At 63.6% G+C, this 18,108-nt stretch carries 13 protein-coding genes; 8 read left to right on the top strand and 5 right to left on the bottom strand.

Features of this window, described 5'->3' with window-relative positions; genetic code table 11:
• Positions 1-425: 425 nt before the first annotated feature.
• The gene (locus tag IPQ13_02880) at positions 426-3,701 is read right to left on the bottom strand and encodes a class I SAM-dependent DNA methyltransferase (GenBank protein MBL0209849.1); all 3,276 of its coding nucleotides are present in this window, start codon (positions 3,699-3,701) and stop codon (positions 426-428) included.
• A 287-nt stretch (positions 3,702-3,988) separates the two neighbouring features.
• Here IPQ13_02880 and IPQ13_02875 point away from each other — a divergent pair, with 287 nt between their 5' ends.
• On the top strand, positions 3,989-5,077 hold the full coding sequence (locus tag IPQ13_02875; protein ID MBL0209848.1) for a phospho-N-acetylmuramoyl-pentapeptide-transferase: 1,089 nt from the start codon (positions 3,989-3,991) through the stop codon (positions 5,075-5,077).
• 105 nt (positions 5,078-5,182) lie between these two features.
• Here the strand turns inward: IPQ13_02875 and IPQ13_02870 are convergent, their stop codons facing one another.
• The gene (locus IPQ13_02870; GenBank protein MBL0209847.1) at positions 5,183-6,052 is read right to left on the bottom strand and encodes an NAD(+)/NADH kinase; all 870 of its coding nucleotides are present in this window, start codon (positions 6,050-6,052) and stop codon (positions 5,183-5,185) included.
• Positions 6,053-6,523: 471 nt separating this feature from the next.
• On the opposite strand from IPQ13_02870, the gene IPQ13_02865 reads away from it, so the two are divergent.
• Positions 6,524-8,968, top strand: a complete 2,445-nt coding sequence (locus tag IPQ13_02865) for a PBP1A family penicillin-binding protein (GenBank protein MBL0209846.1) — start codon at positions 6,524-6,526, stop codon at positions 8,966-8,968.
• A gap of 150 nt (positions 8,969-9,118) precedes the next feature.
• Here IPQ13_02865 and IPQ13_02860 read toward each other — a convergent pair whose 3' ends face one another.
• Positions 9,119-10,654, bottom strand: a complete 1,536-nt coding sequence (locus tag IPQ13_02860) for a DEAD/DEAH box helicase (GenBank protein ID MBL0209845.1) — start codon at positions 10,652-10,654, stop codon at positions 9,119-9,121.
• 234 nt (positions 10,655-10,888) lie between these two features.
• On the opposite strand from IPQ13_02860, the gene IPQ13_02855 reads away from it, so the two are divergent.
• The 6 genes from IPQ13_02855 (at position 10,889) to IPQ13_02830 (ending at position 16,176) form a co-directional block, all read left to right on the top strand.
• Positions 10,889-11,950: an acyl-CoA thioesterase gene (locus tag IPQ13_02855; GenBank protein MBL0209844.1), complete on the top strand. Its 1,062-nt coding sequence runs from the start codon at positions 10,889-10,891 to the stop codon at positions 11,948-11,950.
• Complete coding sequence (locus IPQ13_02850) at positions 11,947-12,447, top strand: hypothetical protein (protein ID MBL0209843.1); 501 nt, start codon at positions 11,947-11,949, stop codon at positions 12,445-12,447. Before IPQ13_02855 ends, IPQ13_02850 begins: the two co-directional genes overlap by 4 nt.
• 154 nt (positions 12,448-12,601) lie before the next feature.
• Complete coding sequence (locus tag IPQ13_02845) at positions 12,602-13,438, top strand: alpha/beta fold hydrolase (protein ID MBL0209842.1); 837 nt, start codon at positions 12,602-12,604, stop codon at positions 13,436-13,438.
• A gap of 91 nt (positions 13,439-13,529) precedes the next feature.
• The gene (gene rho, locus IPQ13_02840) at positions 13,530-14,792 is read left to right on the top strand and encodes a transcription termination factor Rho (GenBank protein ID MBL0209841.1); all 1,263 of its coding nucleotides are present in this window, start codon (positions 13,530-13,532) and stop codon (positions 14,790-14,792) included.
• A gap of 134 nt (positions 14,793-14,926) precedes the next feature.
• On the top strand, positions 14,927-15,604 hold the full coding sequence (locus IPQ13_02835; GenBank protein MBL0209840.1) for a YafY family transcriptional regulator: 678 nt from the start codon (positions 14,927-14,929) through the stop codon (positions 15,602-15,604).
• 62 nt (positions 15,605-15,666) lie between these two features.
• Positions 15,667-16,176, top strand: coding sequence for a hypothetical protein (locus tag IPQ13_02830; protein MBL0209839.1), 510 nt, complete (start codon positions 15,667-15,669; stop codon positions 16,174-16,176).
• 43 nt (positions 16,177-16,219) lie between these two features.
• Here the strand turns inward: IPQ13_02830 and IPQ13_02825 are convergent, their stop codons facing one another.
• A complete protein-coding gene (locus IPQ13_02825) occupies positions 16,220-16,672 on the bottom strand; it encodes an Rrf2 family transcriptional regulator (GenBank protein ID MBL0209838.1) in 453 nt (150 codons plus the stop codon).
• A 143-nt stretch (positions 16,673-16,815) separates the two neighbouring features.
• The gene (locus tag IPQ13_02820) at positions 16,816-18,045 is read right to left on the bottom strand and encodes a hypothetical protein (protein MBL0209837.1); all 1,230 of its coding nucleotides are present in this window, start codon (positions 18,043-18,045) and stop codon (positions 16,816-16,818) included.
• Positions 18,046-18,108: the final 63 nt, after the last annotated feature.

The following is an 18,108-nucleotide window of genomic DNA, read 5'->3' as shown; positions in this document are numbered from 1 at the left end:
CATACTCTCCCTGGCGTGTGTGACACGGTGACATTCTTCCGGCCGTAACACGATCTACCGCATTGCGATGATCGGAGTGCCATGTGGGGTTAACGGAAGGCCCCACCACACGCCACCTCAATCAGGACTCCCAGGGACCGAAAGGGCCTGGGAAGTCTATGAGCTGTTCGCGCTGAAAGGGGCCGTGGAATGGGATTCGAACCCACCGTGGACGATCCAAAAAGAAACGCTGCTTTCCTGAACGGTAGCTACTTGAATGTGATTTCAATCCCGTGAAAAACCACGGGGATTCACGGGGATTTACGGGGACAAAGAAATGGGGTGGTGGACATGCCTTTTCATTGGGCTGCGTCCCCGATTGAAAAGCTGTTGAGCCACGGATTACACGGATTCACACGGATGAAAAACTGAGCAAGTTGGTGCGTTCAGCGCTTTGACGTCGCTGCTTGTTTTTCGGCATTTCCCGTGGGTGGGTGTGGCGCCTGATAGTCCGGTCGCAGCCAGCGGACCTTGCCCTTCGCTTCCTCCAAGGCGCGGGCCTGGTTCAGGGCCACCAGGCGCTCCAGGATGTCGGGTTCGGATAGGTCGGCGTCCCAGCCGTAGGCTTCGGCCACGGCGGCATCCAGCTTCTGGTGCAGCGCCAGCAGGAGGCTCACCAGGCCTTGGGCGTCGGTCGCTTGTTCTTTTTCCGTCAAGGGTTCGCCGCTGCGCAGGCGCTCCAGCAGGTTGTACTGGGCGGTGATGCCCAGGCCCAGGGCTTGGGCCCGCTTGCGGTGCGCGTCCAGCTCTTCGGCCAGATCGCGGATGCGCGCGGCTTGGGCCTTGGTGGCATCGGGGAAAGGAAAGGGGTCGAAACAGCGGGATTTCGAATAACGAGGCGTGTTCCCAACACCCAGTAATGCGCCCACAGCCAGTGCCCACACGACATGGAAGCGGCTGCTGAGGATGCCCAGATGCAGGGCGTCTCCGCTGGCGATGACCACGATCATGTTATCGGGCACCGTGGCGCCATCCAGGAACTGGAAGGTGCGGTGCTTGCTCGTTTCCACCGTGGCGATGAAGCGGGACAGGCCCTTCAAGGCAGGGCGGATTTCCTCGCGATTCCGTCCGAAAATCCACCAATTCTTTCGAGTGGTTGAGTCATTGTTCTCTTCCCGTTCGGGTTTCACAGTCTGGAGCAGATGCTGGTAGATGGCCGGGTAGGTTTTTCGAACCTCCTCCTCAGCCAACCCGTACAGATCAATGACCATGACTTCTCGTGGATGGTCCGTGAGGTCACGGCCATTGCGGTAGGGATGGACCACGGTGGGGCGCTTCCAATCCTTCCATTGCGCGGGTGTGACGATGAAGCCTGAACCGATCAGTTGCATACCGCGACTCGCAAGGCCATCGTTGGCCTTCAACGCCATGGCATCCGCCACGCGGGCGCCACCGCTCAAGTCTTCGTGGATGCTGTCCACGGGCGCTTCTTCGATCACCAAACCTGCGGCGGCGTGCTCGGGATCGGGGGTTTTTGGTTCGGATACGACACGGGCGAGCACGGGCGAACCTTCCAGCCCGGCCACGGTCATGGCGATGCGCACGGCGGCGCCTTCGCCGTGCCAGGGATGATCGGGGATTGCCCACAAAAGCTTCAATGGTTTGTAGTCATCCCCTTTATCCCCTTCATCCCTGTTAACCATGTTTATTCTGTTTTTAAACAGGGATGAAGGGGATAAATGGAATTCGATGACTCCGCGTTGGCGCACCTGCCGCAGGCTGTTGGTGGTGATCAGCCCAAACCGCTGTGTCCTGCCCGAACGTACCGCCAGCGCAGCCTTGTGCCACCAGTAGAGGACGAAATCCACGGTATCCGGCACCTCGGGGTAGGCCGCGCGCAGCGCCTCGGTGTAGCCCACGCCCAGGTTGCCCAGCATGGAGGCGTTGCCTAGGAAGGGCGGATTGCCGATGATGTAGTCGGCCTGGGGCCAAAGCGCCGGCCTTGGGTTCAGCAGCCGCGTGGTGTGGGCGCGCGCGGTGTCATCCGGCACTTCGCGGCCCCGCGCATCGAGCTTGGTGGTTTTGCCATCCCAGCGGCTGGTTCCAGTGGCTTCTTCGCCATCAAAATCCAACACGGCATCCCGCTGCTCGATGCTGCCGTAGTTCTGCAACACGGGCTCGGGCGGATTGCCCGCTGGATGGTTGTGGCGGAACCATTGCAGGTACGCGATCCACAGCACCAGCTCGGCGATGCCCGCGGCCCACGGGTTGATCTCGATGCCTTTGAACTGGGCCGGGGAAATGCGCTCGTGGGACAGCTCCAGGGCCGAAAACCATTCCCCCAGCTCCTCCATGCGGCGCAGCACTTCGCCTTCCAGACGTTTCAAGGTGTCGAAGGCCACGTACAGAAAGTTGCCGCTGCCGCAGGCGGGATCCAGGAATTGCAGCGTGGCCAGGTGCTGGTGGAAGGCGCGGAGCTTGGCCTTGGCGGCATCGACGGCGGCTTCGGTATTGCCTTGCTCCAGGATCCCCGCGAGTTCGTCTTCCACTTCCGTCCACTGGCGGCGCAACTCCTGGCCAAAGGTGGCGTCCACCAGGCGCTGGATGTAGGCGCGGGGCGTGTAATGCGCGCCCAGGCGATGGCGTTCGTCGTCTTCCAGCGCGCTTTCCAGCAGCGTGCCGAAGATCGCGGGTTCGACATCGCGCCAGTCCTTTTCCGCAGCCAGGCGCAGGAGGGCGATCTGCGCTTGAGAGAGTGGTGGAACGCTTGTGTCCTTGAACAGGCCGCCGTTGAAGCGGAGCACCTTCTCCCAGCCCCATTTACCGCCTTCGTCCATGACTTTCCACCAGCCTTGAAGAAAGGCATGGGCTTCGTCGGGATCTTTTTCAAGGTGCCGCAAGCCCTCGGTGAAGGGCTTGCCGGGCAGCAGGCCGATGTCTTCGGCGAAGCAGGTGAAGACGCAGCGCATGAGAAAGTGCGCGACTTCATCCTTGCTCCGGGTGGCGCTTTGCAGTTCCTTGGCGAGCTCGCCTAGTTCCTGGGCGATGCCGCGCGTGACTTGGGCCCGCAGGCGGCTGGTGTCCAGCGCTTTCGGGTTTGTCCAGATGGTGCGGAAATAGGTTTGGATTTCAGGATCTTCCAGCTCCTCGAGCATGATGATGCGCCGCGCGCCGAAACCGCCGTAGCCGCCGCCCGCCTTGGGGTCGTAGCGGTTCCAGATGTGGAAGCTGTGGCCGATGTCGCACACGATGAGGAAGGGCGGCGGCGGCCCCTGAAGGCCCAGGGCCATGGCATATCTGATGCCCTGGATGAAGGCCGCTTCGAGTTTCGCGTCATAGGTGGCATTGGCGCGGTAGCCCGGCGTGCGCGGCTCTTCGATCAGACCGGGCAAGCCGGGAGCATGGACCATCGGTTTCTGCCCCTTGCCCCCGCCTCCGCCGCCCGATCCACGCTGCGCCCGCAAAGCATCCGATGTCCGCTTGGCCTCCAAAATGAAGCAGCCGGCCTTGTACAGATCCATGTAGTTCTTGGTGAATTTGCCTTCGGGGTTGTAGTTCGGCACCTGCTTTTCGAAGCAGTAGCCGCTGGAGGCGCCGGTGGGTTCAGGCTGCGGGAGATCCAAGGTCTGGATCAGCTCATGCAAAAAGAGCTGCATGTTCCCGCGCTCAGGGCCATCCGCGGCCTGCCAGCGGGTGATGAAGTCTCGTACGTTCCGGGGCATGGGTTCATCTTATCGGGTGGCGGTCCAGAGATTCGTTGGAAATGACCGGAACCGCGAATGACGCGAATGAACGCTAATAAAAAGTGGGCAAAAACACTTCGCGTCAATTCGCGCCATTCGCGGTTCCTGGTGCTCTTTGAATAAGTGCAGAACTCCCTTTGGCTTACCCGATTCGCCCATTGGGACGGAAAGTTCCGCAAGAGGTGGGCGCCGGGTCCCATTCCGGTGACAATGGGATTTTCCGATCATCCATCCCTTTGTTTCCCAATTTCGAGAGCCCCAACTACATGCTGCCTTGGCTTCTCTATCCCTTCCGCGAGTTCATCCCCGGCGTTTCCGTCTTCCGCTATATCACGTTCCGCGCGGCCATGGCCGCGGCCTTCGCCTTTGCGCTGTCGCTGATCTTCGGGCCCTTCGTGATCCGGACGCTGCGCCGCCTGAACATGGGCCAGCACATCCGCGAGGAGGGGCCTCAGAACCACAAGGGCAAGGCGGGGACGCCCACCATGGGCGGCATCCTGATCCTGCTGGTGACGACCCTCTCGACGCTGCTCTGGTGCGATCTGAAGAGCATCCCCATCTGGGTGGCGCTGGCATCCCTCATCGGCTTCGGCGCCGTGGGCGCGGTGGACGACACCCGGAAACTGCTGAAGAAGAAGAACGAAGGCCTCCGCTCCTGGCAGAAAATGGCCTGGCTCACCGCCATTGCCCTGGTGGTGGCCTTCCTCATCCATGATTTCGGCCTGCGCGGCGCGCACACCAGCCAGTTGTCGATGCCCTTCTTCAAGAATTACCAGCCGGACGTGGGCTACTTCCTGCTGCCCTGGATCGCCTTCGTGATGGTGGGCACGAGCAATGCCGTGAACCTCACGGATGGACTGGACGGCCTGGCCATCGGCGGCACGCTCATCGTGGCGATCACCTTCGGGATCCTGGCCTACGTGGCGGGGAACGTGAAAATCGCGAGCTACCTGGTGGTGCCCTACGTCGCGGGCGGCGCCGAATTGAGCATCTTCATGAGCGCCATGGCCGGCGCCTGCCTCGGCTTCCTCTGGTTCAACGCGCACCCCGCGGAAGTCTTCATGGGCGATACCGGGGCCCTCGGCCTGGGCGGAGCCCTCGCGACCACGGCCCTCATCATCAAGCAGGAATTGCTGCTCTCCATCGCCGGGGGGCTCTTCGTCATCGAGGCCGTGAGCGTGATCATCCAGATCAGCAGCTTCAAGCTCCGCGATGGCAAGCGGATTTTCCGCATGGCGCCCTTCCACCACCACATGGAACTGGGCGGCCTGCACGAGAACAAGGTCGTCATCCGGCTCTGGATCACCGCCGTGGTGTGTTCGGTGCTGGCGCTGGCCTCGCTGAAGCTGCGTTGAGAAAGTCGAGGGTCGAGGGTCGAGAGTCAAGAGCTGAAGACATCCAGACTTGGGACTTGCGACTTGCGACTTGAGACTTGAGACTTGCGACTTGGGACTCGACTATTACCGGTCCGCCCAGTGCAGCTTCTGCTGCAGCAGCTGGAAGTAGGGCAGGGCGGGGCTTTGCAGCAGGGTGATGGTGTGGGGGCTGCGGCTCACCTCCACGCGGTCATCCTGCCGCACAGCCTGGCCGATCTGTCCGTCCAGGGTCAGGTGCGCGTCCTCCGCGTCGCCGACGGTGATGGCCACGCGCATGGCCGCATCCACCACCAGGGGCCGGAGCGTCAGGCTGTGGGGGCAGATGGGGGAGATGACCAGGGCTTCGAGCCCGGGATGCAGGATGGGGCCGTCCGCCGAGAGCGAATAGGCCGTGGATCCCGTGGGGGTGGCCACGATCAGGCCGTCGGCCTTGATGAGCGCGGCCTCCTGGCCGTTCACCGATAGGTGCATGTCCATGATGCGCGCCAGGGCCCCTTTGGCCAGCACAGCATCATTCAGGATTTCAGCCTCCATGATCTTTCCGCCGTCCCTCCAGAGTTCCGCGTGCAGCATCATGCGGGGATCCTCGGCCAGTTCCCCGGCGAGGTAGGCCTCCACGGCCCGCTTGGCGTCCGGCGCGGAATGCGGCGTGAGGAAACCCAGGGAGCCGAGGTTGACGCCCAGCAGTTTCGCGCCGCGCAGGCCCACGCGCCGCGCGGCGGACAGCAATGTGCCGTCCCCCCCGAGCACCAGGCCCAGCTCGGGAGCATCTCCCAGGCCCTCATCGATCTGGAGGGAAGCGGGGTCCAGGCCTGCTTCGGACCAGGGGCCCGCGAGCGAGGCGTCCGCCACCAGGCGCCAGCCCCGGCCGAGAAAGCATGGCGCCACTTCGGCCAGGGTTTTTGGCAGCAGGGGGGATTTGGCTTTGGCGATTATCGCCGCGGTGGGGGACATGGATCTAAGAGCCTGTTTCAGAATGGGGTGTGGCCGCGCTGGGAGCGCCGGGCGAGCGGGGCAAGGCAGCCGACCACGGCGTATCGACTATACACCGCGGGAGGGTAACGCAGCTCCGCGAAGCCCGCCGCCCCAGCCGGCCCCCCCCCCGGCCCTCGGCCGGGGGAGGGGCCCCCCGGGCCCCCCCCCCCCGGGGGGACGGGGCCAGCATCCACGCCCAGCGGAACGCGGGGGGTGCCCCCCCCCCCCCGGGCCCCCAGGGCCTGGACATCGCGGCGTCACGGGCCTTGAGCGTATGACCGATACGCCGCTGCGGCCCCTTCCTTGCGCTGCATCGCGGCTGACCTCCGTCGCGGCCGCGCCCCATTCTGAAACAGGCTCTTGGCATACAGGTACTCTTATAGGATGCCGACACCACCCAAACCGAAGAGCCAACCACCCTTGATCCGCAGTGCCAGAAAGAACCCGCTCGTGAGATTCCTGCTCTTGGCCTCCGTCGCCGTGATACTGGGCGGGGGCCTGGTGTTCGCCGTCTTCTGGTCCATCTATTCCCGCGAAGCGGACAGCTACCTCACCTATTTCGCGATCCGGGTTCCCAAGACCATCACCAAGGTGCTGGACCGCAACGGCGACATCATCGGCGTCTTCGCGGAAGAGCACCGCGTGGTCATTCCCTACGGGGATATTCCGCGGGCCTTCATCGGGGGCATCATCGCCACGGAGGACGCGGATTTTCTCAAGCACCGGGGCGTGGATCCCAAAGGGTTCCTGAGGGCCGCCTGGAATTTCGCGAAGTCAGGCGGCAAGCGGAAGGAGGGCGCCAGCACGCTCACCATGCAGCTGGTGCGCACGGTCACGGCCAAGCGGCAGAAGCAGCTCGACCGTAAATTGAAAGAGATCATCCTGGCCACCAAGCTCGAAAAGGCCTACTCGAAAAAACAGATCCTGGAGATGTACGCCAACGAAGTCTATTTCGGCGGCGGCCGCTACGGCATCGAGTCCGCGGCCCAGTATTATTTCGGGAAAAGCGCTCCCCAATTGCTTCCGGAAGAAGCCGCCATGCTCGCCGGCCTCGTCCAGAATCCCAACTGGTACAACCCCTACAATCCCGACCCGAAATCGAGGGCCGCGGCGAAAGTTCGCCGCGACCATGTGCTGAGGCGCATGGCGGCGGAGCATTACCTGAAGGCATCCGACGCGGAAACGCTCATCCAGCGCCCCATCCGGCTGGCGCGGGAGAACGCGCAGGAGGAACAGGTCGCGCCCTATGTGGTGGAGGAGGTGCGCAAATACCTGTATGAAAAGTACGGCCGGGAAGCGGTGCTGAACGGTGGATTGGAGGTCACGACCACCATCGATGCGCTATGGCAGGCCGGCGCGAACGACGCCGTGCGCAAGGGGCTACGGAACGTGGACCGGCGCCGGGGCTTCCGCAAGGATGCCATCGCGGTGGTGAACGAGCCGGAGACCGCCAAACTGCCGGGTTGGAACCGCTACTTCGAGGCGGGGGATTCCGTGCGGGGAATCATCCTCGGCTGGACGGACGGCACCGCGACCGTGCGCATCGGCAACGCCAAGCTGGAAGCGCCGCCGAATTCCTTCGCGTGGGCTGGAAAGGGCATCGAGAAAATCCTGGTGCGCGGATCGAGTCCGCGCTTCCTCATCAAAGAGCAGAGGGAGGGCTTGCCCACCAAAGTCGAGCTGGACCAGGAACCGGAAGTGGAAGCGGCGCTGATGGCCATCGATCCGAAAAACGGCGAGATCCGCGCCATGGTGGGAGGCTATGAGTTCAACCGCTCCAAGTTCAACCGCGCCATGCAGGCGCAGCGCCAAGTCGGCTCCAGCATGAAGGCCTTCGTGTACGGGGCCGCCTTCGAACAAGGCAAGACTTCCGCATCCATCGTGAACGATGTCCCCACGACCTTTGTGGATGCGGAGCACTTCAGCATCTCCACTTCGCCCGAAGGGATCGTGTCGGCGCGGCCCACGGCCCGGGGGGCGAAATCCTACGAACCGAAGAACTACGAGCGCGATTTCTGGGGCCCGATTCCCATCTGGGAAGCCATCCGGGACAGCCGCAATGTCGCAGCCGTGCGGACCCTAGAGGAAATCGGCATCCAGAACGCCATCGCTTTCGCCAGGAAGGCCGGGATCCAAAGCGTGATCCCGCCCTATCCGAGCCTGGCCCTGGGCGCGGCCGACCTGAATCTCCGCGAGATGACGCGCGCCTACGCGACCATCGGAAACGGCGGCGTGCAGTGCCCCCAGCCCTTTTTCATCAAGCGCATCGTGGACCGCAACGGCCGCGAGCTGGAATCCTTCGAAGGCTCGCCCGGCGAACCGCTGATCGACCCGGCCGTGGCCTTCGAGCTGGTCCAATGCCTGCAGGGCGTGGCCACCGCGGGCACCGGTTCCCGCACCAACGAATTGAATTGGCCGGTGGCCGGGAAGACCGGCACCACCAACGACCACACGGACGCCTGGTTCCTGGGCTTCTCGACGCGCATCGCCTGCGGCGTATGGGTCGGCCTCGACACCAAGAAGACCATCTTCAAAGGCGCCGACGGCGGGAAGGTGGCCGTGCCCATCTGGGTGGAATTCATGAAGACCGCGCTGCCCACGACCCCGCGGGAGGATTTCAAGGCGCCGGACACTGTGGAGTGGGCGAACATCGACCACATGACGGGCCTGCTGGCCAGCGGAGCGACCACGGACAAGGTGCTGCACCTGGCCTTTCCCCGGGGCGCGGCGCCGAAGGAATCCACCGATGCGGAAGCCATCAAGCGGATCCTCGAAGGCAAGGCCAAGGCCCGTTCCCAGGCCTCGGAGATCAAACTTTGGGGCCAGGACCTGCCGAAGGACCAGCCCGCGGAGCCCGTCGATTTCACGAAGATGGAAGTGCCGAAGGAGCAGTGAGGAGTGGGCAATCGGCTATCAGCCATGAGCTATGAGCCATGAGCTTTATTGGGATGCGGCCGGAGGCCGCGACTTTACTTATGGCGCGCCGCAGGCGCTTCCAGATCAGCTGATAGCTGATAGCTGATAGCTCAAAGCCCTTGCCCCGCCTCAACCCTTCTTTTTGAACGGTGTTCCCGTTGGGCGGTCGGCCTTGGGTTTGAAGCCGCCCTTGTCTCCGGCCGCATAGGGCTTTTTCTCGAACGGTTTTTTCTCGAAAGGCTTTTTTTCGTAGGACCGCTTTTCGTAGGGCTTCTTTTCGAAAGGCTTCTTGTCGCCGCGGTCGAAGGTCGGCTTCGCGTAGGGTCGGCTGGCATTCTCGCGCTTGTAGGGAACCCGGTCCCTGGCCGGTTCTTCGGGGATGTCGAAGCCGGTGGCTTCTTCCCGTTCGATGAAATTCAGCAGTTTGGAGACCAGGTCCACCGGAGCGTAGGCGCTGAGCAGCGATTCGGCCTCGGGCCGATGGGCCAGCGTGTCGGCTGCCTTCAGCTTTTCCGCCAGGCGCTGGGCCGCCGCGGTGCGGAGGTCGCCCTGCTGCGGGATGGGGCGCCATACGATGTTCAAGCCACCCCGGCGGGCCCAGGCCATGAGGATGCGGCTTTCCTTCCAGGCCACCAGGGACATGGAGGTGCCCTTGGCGCCGGCGCGCCCGGTCCGGCCGCTGCGGTGGATGTAATTCTCGAGCTGGTGGGGAATGCCGAGGTGCACCACCAGCGGCAGGCCGCCGATATCCAGGCCGCGGGCGGCCACGTCGGTGGCCACGAGCAGGTGCAGCTTGCCGGATTTGAACTGGTTGAGGATGCGGGTCCGGGAGGCCTGCACCAGATCGCCGTGGAGGAAGGCCGCGCTCAGGCCCGCCTGGGTGAGGGCTTCGGCCACTTCCTCGGTCTCGGCCTTGGTCTTGGTGAAGATCAAGGCGGCGCTCGGGTTGTCGAGCAGCAGCAGGTTCACGAGGGCTTTCACCCGCACGTGGTCGGGCACAAGGCAGGCTGCGTGGGCGATGTCCGCATGCTGGGCCTGTTCTCCGGTGCCGCTGAGCTGGATCTTCACCGGATCCTTGAGGAAGCGCTTGGCGAGCGAGGCGATGGGCGGCGGCAGCGTGGCGGAAAAGAGATAGGTCTGCGGCCCCTTGGGGGCGGCGGCGAGGATCTTTTCCACGTCCTCGATGAAGCCCATGTTGAGCATCTCGTCGCACTCGTCGAGCACCACCATGGAGATTTTTGAGAGATCGAGGCTCCCGCGGTCCAGGTGGTCCATCACCCGGCCGGGCGTGCCCACCACGATGCTAGATCCGTAGTGCAACGCCTTCATCTGGGGCTGGTAGGGCGTTCCGCCGACCAGCAGCGCGATATTCAGGCCGCGATCCACGCTGCGCAATTCTTCACCGACTTGCTGGGCCAATTCCCGCGTGGGGGCCAGGATGAGGGCCTGCGGATATTTTTCAGGGGTCAGCCGGTGGATCAGGGGCAGGCCGAAGGCCAGGGTCTTGCCTGAGCCGGTCCGGCTTTGCACCAGTAGGTCACGGCCTGCGATGCCGGCCTTGAAAGTCTCCGCCTGCACGGGCATGGGCGTCGTGTAGCCACGGCGTTCGAGGGCCGCCACCAGGGCAGCATTGCAGCCCAAGGCTGCGAAGGTATTCGTGTTCACAAAAGCTCCCGTGGGCGACTGTCCCGCGGGAAGAGGCGCGCCGCGCCTGCCGGATCTGGCCCTAATTCTTTAGTTTCCCATGGAATGGGCGGGGGATCGAGTGCTGATTTCCGGGTGTGGGCTTTGGGTGGTGAGTCGAGAGTCGAGGGTTGTGAGTCGAAAAGTTGAAAAGTTGAAAAGTTGAAAAGTCTAAAGGCCTGCGGCCTACTGCCTACTGCCCAGCTACAATGCCCCATGCCTGGTGCCACAGAACTCGTCGTCACGCTTCCGCTCTCCACGGACGCCGAACTGCGGAAGCGGTACCGGATCATCGACCAGCCCGTGAAGGGCAACGTGCGTTTCGGGCTGCTGCTGGAAGTGCTGGACAAGCTGGCTGAAGAGGCTGCCCTGGCCTACGTCCGCGAAAGCTTTCCTGATGCGCGGGTGGTGACGGCGGCCATCGACAACATCTACATCCGCAATGCCGCGGACCTGATGCGCGACCTGGTGTTCGGCGCCCGCATCAATTTCGTGGGCCGCACCTCCATGGAGGTGGGCATCCGCGTGGAGCATCCCGCGACGGCCACAGAACCCGCCGCCCACATCGCTTCCTGCTATTTCACCATGGTGGCGCGGAGCACCGCCGGCGAGGGCGCGCTCAGCCTCGTGCTTCCAGCTTTCCAGCCAGCCGATGAGTTGGGGAAACGGCGCTGGCAACGGGCCATCGAGCGGCGCGAGGCCTATCGCAAGGGCTTGCAGCAGGCTCAGGAACCGCCCAGCCGCCAGGAGCACGCCCTGCTCACGGAATTGCATGCAGCTCAGGATGAGCGGGGATTCGACGGCCTGGTGGCGGGCCGCTGCGTGACCGAAAGTTGGGACCGCACCTACCCGGAGCACGAGAATGTGCCGGAAAAGATCTTTGGCGGCCACCTGATCCGCAGGGCCTACGAACAGAGTGCCATCTGCGCGGAGGAAGTGGCGCCGGACCGGCCGGTCATCGTCGCGGTGAACCGGATCAATTTCGTGCAGCCCGTCCGCATGGGCGACAAGCTCCATCTGGTGAGCCGCGCCGTCTACACGGGCGGTTCCTCGGTCTGCATCGAGACCGACATCATGCGGATTTCCCGGGACCGCAAGCAGATCAACCTGTCCAACGCCTGCATCTTCACCTTCGTCAATGTGGATGATGATCTGCGTCCCCAAGCGGTGCCGCGCGTCCATCCCGCCACCTACAAGGAGGACGCCGCTTACCTCGCTGCCCACCGGCGGAGGCTGGAACACTTGAGGCACATGGCCGCGAAGCGGGGGATGCCATGACCAAGCTGCTCCTCATCCGGCATGGGATCGCCGAGGAATCCCGGCCCGGCCTGCCGGATGCAGAACGGGCCCTGACGCAGGAAGGTTGGGCCAAGACCCGCGCAGCCATGGCAGGACTTGTTGCGCGGGGCTGCATTCCCAGCCGCGGCATCAGCAGCCCCTACCGCCGCGCCATGGAAAGCATGGCCTGCCTCAAGGAAGCGGCCATGGCCATCGATTCCGCCCACGCCTTTCCTGTGGGCGTGTCCGACGGATTCACGCCGCACGGCGATGCGGAGGATATGGACCAGTGGTTGCGGCGTCTCGTGGTCAATGCGCGCGCGACCGAACTCATCGCCATCACCAGCCACGAACCCTTTCTATCCACCCTGATCCGCCAGCTCACCGGCAAGTCCCTCGACGTGAAAAAGGCCAGTTGCACCATCATCGGTTGGACGGGTGAAGGGTGGCGGTTCGAGCGGCACTTCAAACCAGCGGAACTGCGCGGGGAGTTGTGATGCAGGGTATTAATAAACACCACGCGGAGGGTAGCGGAGGAGCGGAGGGAAGCGGAGAAAAACTGGAATGCAGGTCAACCTCCGCTTCCCTCGATCTTTTCTCCGCTACCCTCGGCGCGGTGTTTTTTCCCTCGCCCATTTGCCACCATCAAGCATGACTCCGCGCCCGCAGCCAACCTTCGCCACCCTTGCCAGTGGCGTGAGGCTGCACTACCGCGTCCAGGGAGACCCTTCAAAACCCTGGCTGGTGCTGCTGAATGGTTTGCTGAGCGATACGACCATGTGGGCCGGCGTGCTGCCGGGCCTGGCTGGCCATTTCCGGGTGCTGACGTTCGACTCGCGCGGGCAGGGCCGCTCCGACGCGCCGGAGCCCGGCCCCTATCCCACGGCCCTGCTGGCGGCCGAAGCCTGGGAACTGATGCAGACCCTGGGCGTCGAAAAGCCATGGCTGGTGGGCCTTTCCAATGGCTCGGCCATGAGCCTGGAGCTGCTGGCGGACCACCCGCAGGCCTTCGCGGGGGCGGTGCTCACCAGTTCCGTGGCCTGGACCGATTTCGCGATGGGCCTGAAATCGGAGCACTGGGCGCGGTGCCTGGAAGTCGGTGGCCCCCTGATGCAATTCGACGCGGTGGCGCCGTTCCTATGGGGCGACCGCTTTCTGGAAGCCCGCCACGGCGTGTTGCGGGCCTATCACCAGGTTGTGACGGGGCGGGGGCCCATCCACGGGCCGCTCCACCAGATCCGCGGGGTGGCGGGCTGGGACATCCGGGACCGGCTGCCCCGGATTTCGGCCCCGGTCCTGCTGCTTTGCGGTGCCGAGGATCTGCTCACCCCGCCCTGGCGCTGCCTGGAAACCGCCCAGCTCATTCCCCACGCCCGCTTGGAAATGGTGGCGGGCATCGGGCACTCCTTTCCCGTGGAGGATCCGAAAGCCTTCGTCCAAAGGGTCCTGGGCTTTGTTGGACTAGCCCGGCCGGCCAAAAAGGCCTAAGCTGGACCATTCAAGCAACCAACATCTTTGAAGTCCTCACCCGTTCCTCCATGGGGTTTCCGTGTCTAAAGAAACCGCTAGCGCCGCCTCCTTGAGCCTCTCGGAGCTCAAGCAGCAGCCCATCGGCCGTCTGGCGGAGCTTGCCAAGGAATTGAACATCGAAAACCCGCTGTCCATGCGGAGGCAGGAGCTGATGTTCCGGGTGCTGGAATCCCAGGCCAGCCGGGAGGGGTATTTCTTCGCAGAAGGCGTCCTGGAGGTCCTGCCCGAAGGTTTCGGGTTCCTGCGCGCGCCGGAGCAGAACTACCTGGCGGGCCCCGAGGACATCTACGTTTCACCCTCTCAGATCCGAAAATTCAACCTGCACACGGGCGACACCCTGAGCGGCATGATCCGGCCGCCGAAGGCCGAAGAAAAATTCTTCGCGCTGCTGCGGGTGGACGCGGTGAATTTCGATCCGCCGCCCTTGGCCAAGGACCGGGCCCATTTCGACAACCTGGTGCCGCTCTATCCGACCTCCCTGCTGAAGATGGAACGCGACGCGGCGGAGCTCAGCACCCGCGTCATGGACCTGATGACACCCTTGGGCAAGGGCCAGCGCGCCCTCATCGTGGCGCCGCCGCGCACGGGCAAGACCGTGCTGCTCCAGAACATCGCGAACTCCATCACCGCGAACCATCCGGAGGTTTTCCTCATCGTGCTGCTCATCGACGAGCGCCCCGAGGAAGTCACGGACATGGAGCGGAACGTGAAGGGCGAGGTCATCTCCTCGACGTTCGACGAGCCAGCCACGCGCCACGTCCAGGTGGCTGAGATGGTCATCGAGAAGGCCAAGCGCCTGGTGGAGCACAAGAAGGATGTCGTCATCCTGCTGGATTCGATCACGCGTCTTGCGCGGGCCTACAACACCGTGGTGCCGCCTTCGGGCAAGGTGCTGAGCGGCGGCGTGGACAGCAATGCGCTGCAGCGGCCGAAACGCTTTTTCGGCGCCGCGCGCAACATCGAAGAAGGCGGCAGCCTCACCATCGTCGCCACGGCGCTCATCGAGACCGGATCGCGCATGGACGACGTGATCTTCGAAGAATTCAAGGGCACCGGCAACAGCGAGATCGTGCTGGACCGGAAACTCAGCGACAAGCGCATCTTCCCGAGCATGGACATCCAGAAGAGCGGTACCCGCAAAGAAGACCTGATCATCGAAGCCCCCAAGCTCGCCAAGATCTGGGTCCTGCGCAAGATCCTGAGCGGCAGCGGTCCCGTGGAGAGCATGGAGCTCCTCCTGGACCGCCTCGCCAAAACCAAGAGCAACGAAGAGTTCCTGGCCAATCTTCAAGAGCCAGCTCCGAGGCGCTAGGCGCCTCGCGCTATTGAGTTTGGCGTACCTAGATAGCACGCCAAACTCAATAGCGATGAGCTGGTTCCAACGGATCGCGCCCAAGCGATCCGCTCCGCGCGTATGGGGCCGCTGGTGTTTGATTACAATTAAACATGCGCCGTGCGGACCGCCTTTTCCAGATCGTGCAGATCCTCCGGCGAGACCGGCTCAGCACGGCGGCCCGGATCGCGGAAGAGCTGGGCATATCGCGCCGCACGCTTTACCGGGATATGTCGGACCTGCAGGCTTCCGGCGTGCCCATTGAGGGTGAAGCGGGAACCGGCTACCGGCTCCCCCGGCATTTCGATTTGCCGCCGATGATGTTCACGGTGGATGAAGCCGAGGCTATCTTCCTGGGCCTGAACATCGCCTCGGCCTGGGCGGATCCGGCCTTGGCCGAGGCCGCCGCCACCGCCCGCCGCAAGCTGCAATCGGGCCTCACGGAGGGCCTGCGCCGCGCCCTCAGGGATTCGGTGCTGGAGGCTCCGGGTTTCCATGTGTCGGAGGCGCACAAGGCGCCGCTGGCGGACCTTCGCCAGGCCGTGCGCAGCCGCCTGCGCCTGCGCGTGGCCTACGAGGACAAGGAGGGCAAGGCCAGCGAACGTTCATTGCGCCCGCTGGGGCTCTATTTTTGGGGCGGCACCTGGACCCTCGCGGCCTGGTGCGAGATCCGCCAGGGTTTCCGGACCTTCCGGGTGGACCGGCTCAAGTCCTGGGAAGTGGGAGAACCCTTCTCCTCTGAGGAAGGGAAGGAGTTGGCGGATTACCTTGCGCAGGTGGAATCCCAATGATTGCTGCCATACCGGTGGCGGCAGGGCCTGGGAAGCTGGGAGTCCATTTCAAGGAGCATCCGATGTACCGACGCCTCGACGACTTCCGCAAGCACTTCCAGGAAGAAGTGATCGACACCCTGAAAGTGATCAGGGCCATCCCGGACACCGCCGCCGGGCAAAGTGTGTCGCCCGCCCATCGGGATCTTCGCCGCCTGGCAGGACATCTGGTGGAGAGCCTGGTCTCTCTGCCCGCGGAGATCGGCCTGAAAGTAGATGGGCCGGCGGAGAACGCATCGTTGGCATCCGGTGGATCCATGGCCGATATCGCTATCCAGTACGAACACGCGGCCACGTCCCTGTTCAAGGAACTGGAGGCATGGAGCGATGCGGACCTGTTCAAGGAGGACAAGTTGTTCGGCCAACTGGTCTGGGCCCGGGGCTACACCCTGCTGGCTCTGGCCATGCACCAAGCCCACCACCGCGGGCAGATGACCGTCCTCATGCGCCAGGCGGGCCTTCGGATTCCGGAGTTCTACGGACCGGTGCTGGAGACCTATGCGGCCATGGGCGTACCGGCGCCAGCGGTGTAGCCGGGGACCTGGACCCGGCACCAGCGGTCCAGGGCTACCTTGGTCAGCAGGGAGACACTCCGGATGCATCCCTGGACTCGGATTCGCCCGCGTTCTTCTCTTGGGTGATGTCCGCCAAGGTCACCGAGCGCAGGTGCCTGACCAATTCCTCCCGGAGTCCCGCCCAGTGCTCCTCCCAGAGGCTCGCATGGAGGATCCCGCCCTCTCCCGGGGGAAGCAGCTGATCCAACTCGGGCCCGAAGGACCCAGTGGCTTCCGCGATGTCGAACAGGGTGATTTCTTTTTTAAGCTTCGCGAGGATCGCTCCGCCTTTGAGGCCCTGGCGCGTATGGATGAACCCCAAGGCGGACAGCTTCCGGATCACCTTCCGGAGGTAAGGCTGGGGGACCATCGTTTCCGCGGCGATCACCTCGATGAACTTGGGCTTGCCGCCGGGCTCATCGAGAGAGGCCAGGGCTTGAATGGCATAGCCGGTGGTCTTGTTCAGCGCGAGCACGGTGTCCTTTCCCTCGCTGGGACGGCGCCTCCGAATCCTGCCTTCCGGTTGGATGCACGCCTCGTCCGGAAGGGAACATGGGGAGGGGACAATCTCGGAGGGGCGCATCCAGCGCCCCTCCGAATCATGCGTTTCCGTGGAGCCTAGAAGCCGAAGGTCACCTGGAAGCGCAGTTGGCTGCTCTTCACGTTGGCACCGGTCAATGGCTTCTGGTCCTGGTCCAGATACTCGAGGTTCCAGCGGGCCCCGGCCTTGTCGCTCTGGTAGAGCATGCCGTTCAGGCCCACGATGAATTGCTTGGTGTTGGCGTCTTGGTCGTCGCGGGGCTTGAAGTAATCGGTCCGGGCGAAGACGCCGAAGGAATCGCTGAAATTGTAGTCCACCAGGGCATAGTAGCCCTTGTTCTTGGCCTCGAGGCCCGCGGCGTTGAAGGTTTCCTTGCCGGTGAAGTAGACACCCACCACGCGCCAGTTGTCGCGGATGAAGCGGGCCAGGATGCCGGTGCGGTCGAATTTGTTGTCGAAGGTGATGGCCGTGCTGGGGTCGTTGGCCGTGGCGTAGTTCGTGTACTGGCCGGTGTAATGGTAGAGGCCCAGGGCGCTCTCGTGGCTGTCGAAGTTCCACAGGGCGCTGGCGAAAACATCCTTGTGGTTGTCGGCGTCGAGGGAGTTGGTGTTGGCGCTGCCGTTCAGCACGCCCACGGCGAACTCGAAGTGCTTGTTCACCAGGGTGGCGTCGACGCCTTGCTGGCGGTTGAAGGGTTTATAGGGGTTCGAACCCACATTTCCGCCATTCAGCACCAGGGCGCGCTGCTCCGCGGACCGGGCGCCCACGCCGAAGACGTGGAGGATGCCAGGGAGGATCTCGCCGCCGCGGATGGCCAGGAAGGTGTCTTTCGTGATGGGCTGGTTGTACTGGATGAAGGCCTCGGCCATCTTCTTCCGGGAAGCGTCGCCCTGCACGATGTTGGACCCGGAGGTGCTCCCGGTGTTCTCGTTCAGGTACATTTCGGCGAAATAGGAGAAGCGTTCGCTCAGGGCTCCGCCGGTGTAGATCGAGAAGCTATGGAGTTCCAGCTGAGTGGATGGCTTCTGCACGGCGCCCATGGCTTTGTTGTCGCTCTTGTCGGCGTAGGCGCGCCCTTTGAAGACGATGCTGATGTAGTTATCCAGCTTCTGGTCCTTGGGATCCACCTTGGTGGCGTCCATGCGGTGACCGTTCTTCAGGAATTCCAGGCCGGTGGAATTGAGCTGCATGGTGGGCGTCGCGTGGCAGGCGTTGCAGCTGGTGCCCGTCAATCGGCTCCAGGCGGGGACAGCCAGCAGTTGGATGGAGCCCAGTGAAGCCAGGGCCATATATTTCAGGAACCTCATGCGAAACCTCCCGCGCCTCTGGCGCAATCTTGGTTGGGCCGGGTACTAAAGACTCCGGTGTCC

The organism is Holophagaceae bacterium, from assembly GCA_016720465.1.
Classification (GTDB): domain Bacteria; phylum Acidobacteriota; class Holophagae; order Holophagales; family Holophagaceae; genus JANXPB01.
The sequence above is the reverse complement of the archived record's forward strand: the minus strand, read 5'-3'. Positions and strand labels throughout refer to the sequence as shown.

Coding starts and splice junctions, on each gene's coding strand:
- IPQ13_02830 (MBL0209839.1), top strand. CDS start 15,667: ATGTACCGACGCCTCGACGACTTCCGCAAGCACTTCCAGGAAGAAGTG.
- IPQ13_02875 (MBL0209848.1), top strand. CDS start 3,989: ATGCTGCCTTGGCTTCTCTATCCCTTCCGCGAGTTCATCCCCGGCGTT.
- IPQ13_02820 (MBL0209837.1), bottom strand. CDS start 18,045: ATGAGGTTCCTGAAATATATGGCCCTGGCTTCACTGGGCTCCATCCAA.
- IPQ13_02870 (MBL0209847.1), bottom strand. CDS start 6,052: ATGTCCCCCACCGCGGCGATAATCGCCAAAGCCAAATCCCCCCTGCTG.
- IPQ13_02845 (MBL0209842.1), top strand. CDS start 12,602: ATGACTCCGCGCCCGCAGCCAACCTTCGCCACCCTTGCCAGTGGCGTG.
- IPQ13_02855 (MBL0209844.1), top strand. CDS start 10,889: ATGCCTGGTGCCACAGAACTCGTCGTCACGCTTCCGCTCTCCACGGAC.
- IPQ13_02880 (MBL0209849.1), bottom strand. CDS start 3,701: ATGCCCCGGAACGTACGAGACTTCATCACCCGCTGGCAGGCCGCGGAT.
- IPQ13_02835 (MBL0209840.1), top strand. CDS start 14,927: ATGCGCCGTGCGGACCGCCTTTTCCAGATCGTGCAGATCCTCCGGCGA.
- IPQ13_02850 (MBL0209843.1), top strand. CDS start 11,947: ATGACCAAGCTGCTCCTCATCCGGCATGGGATCGCCGAGGAATCCCGG.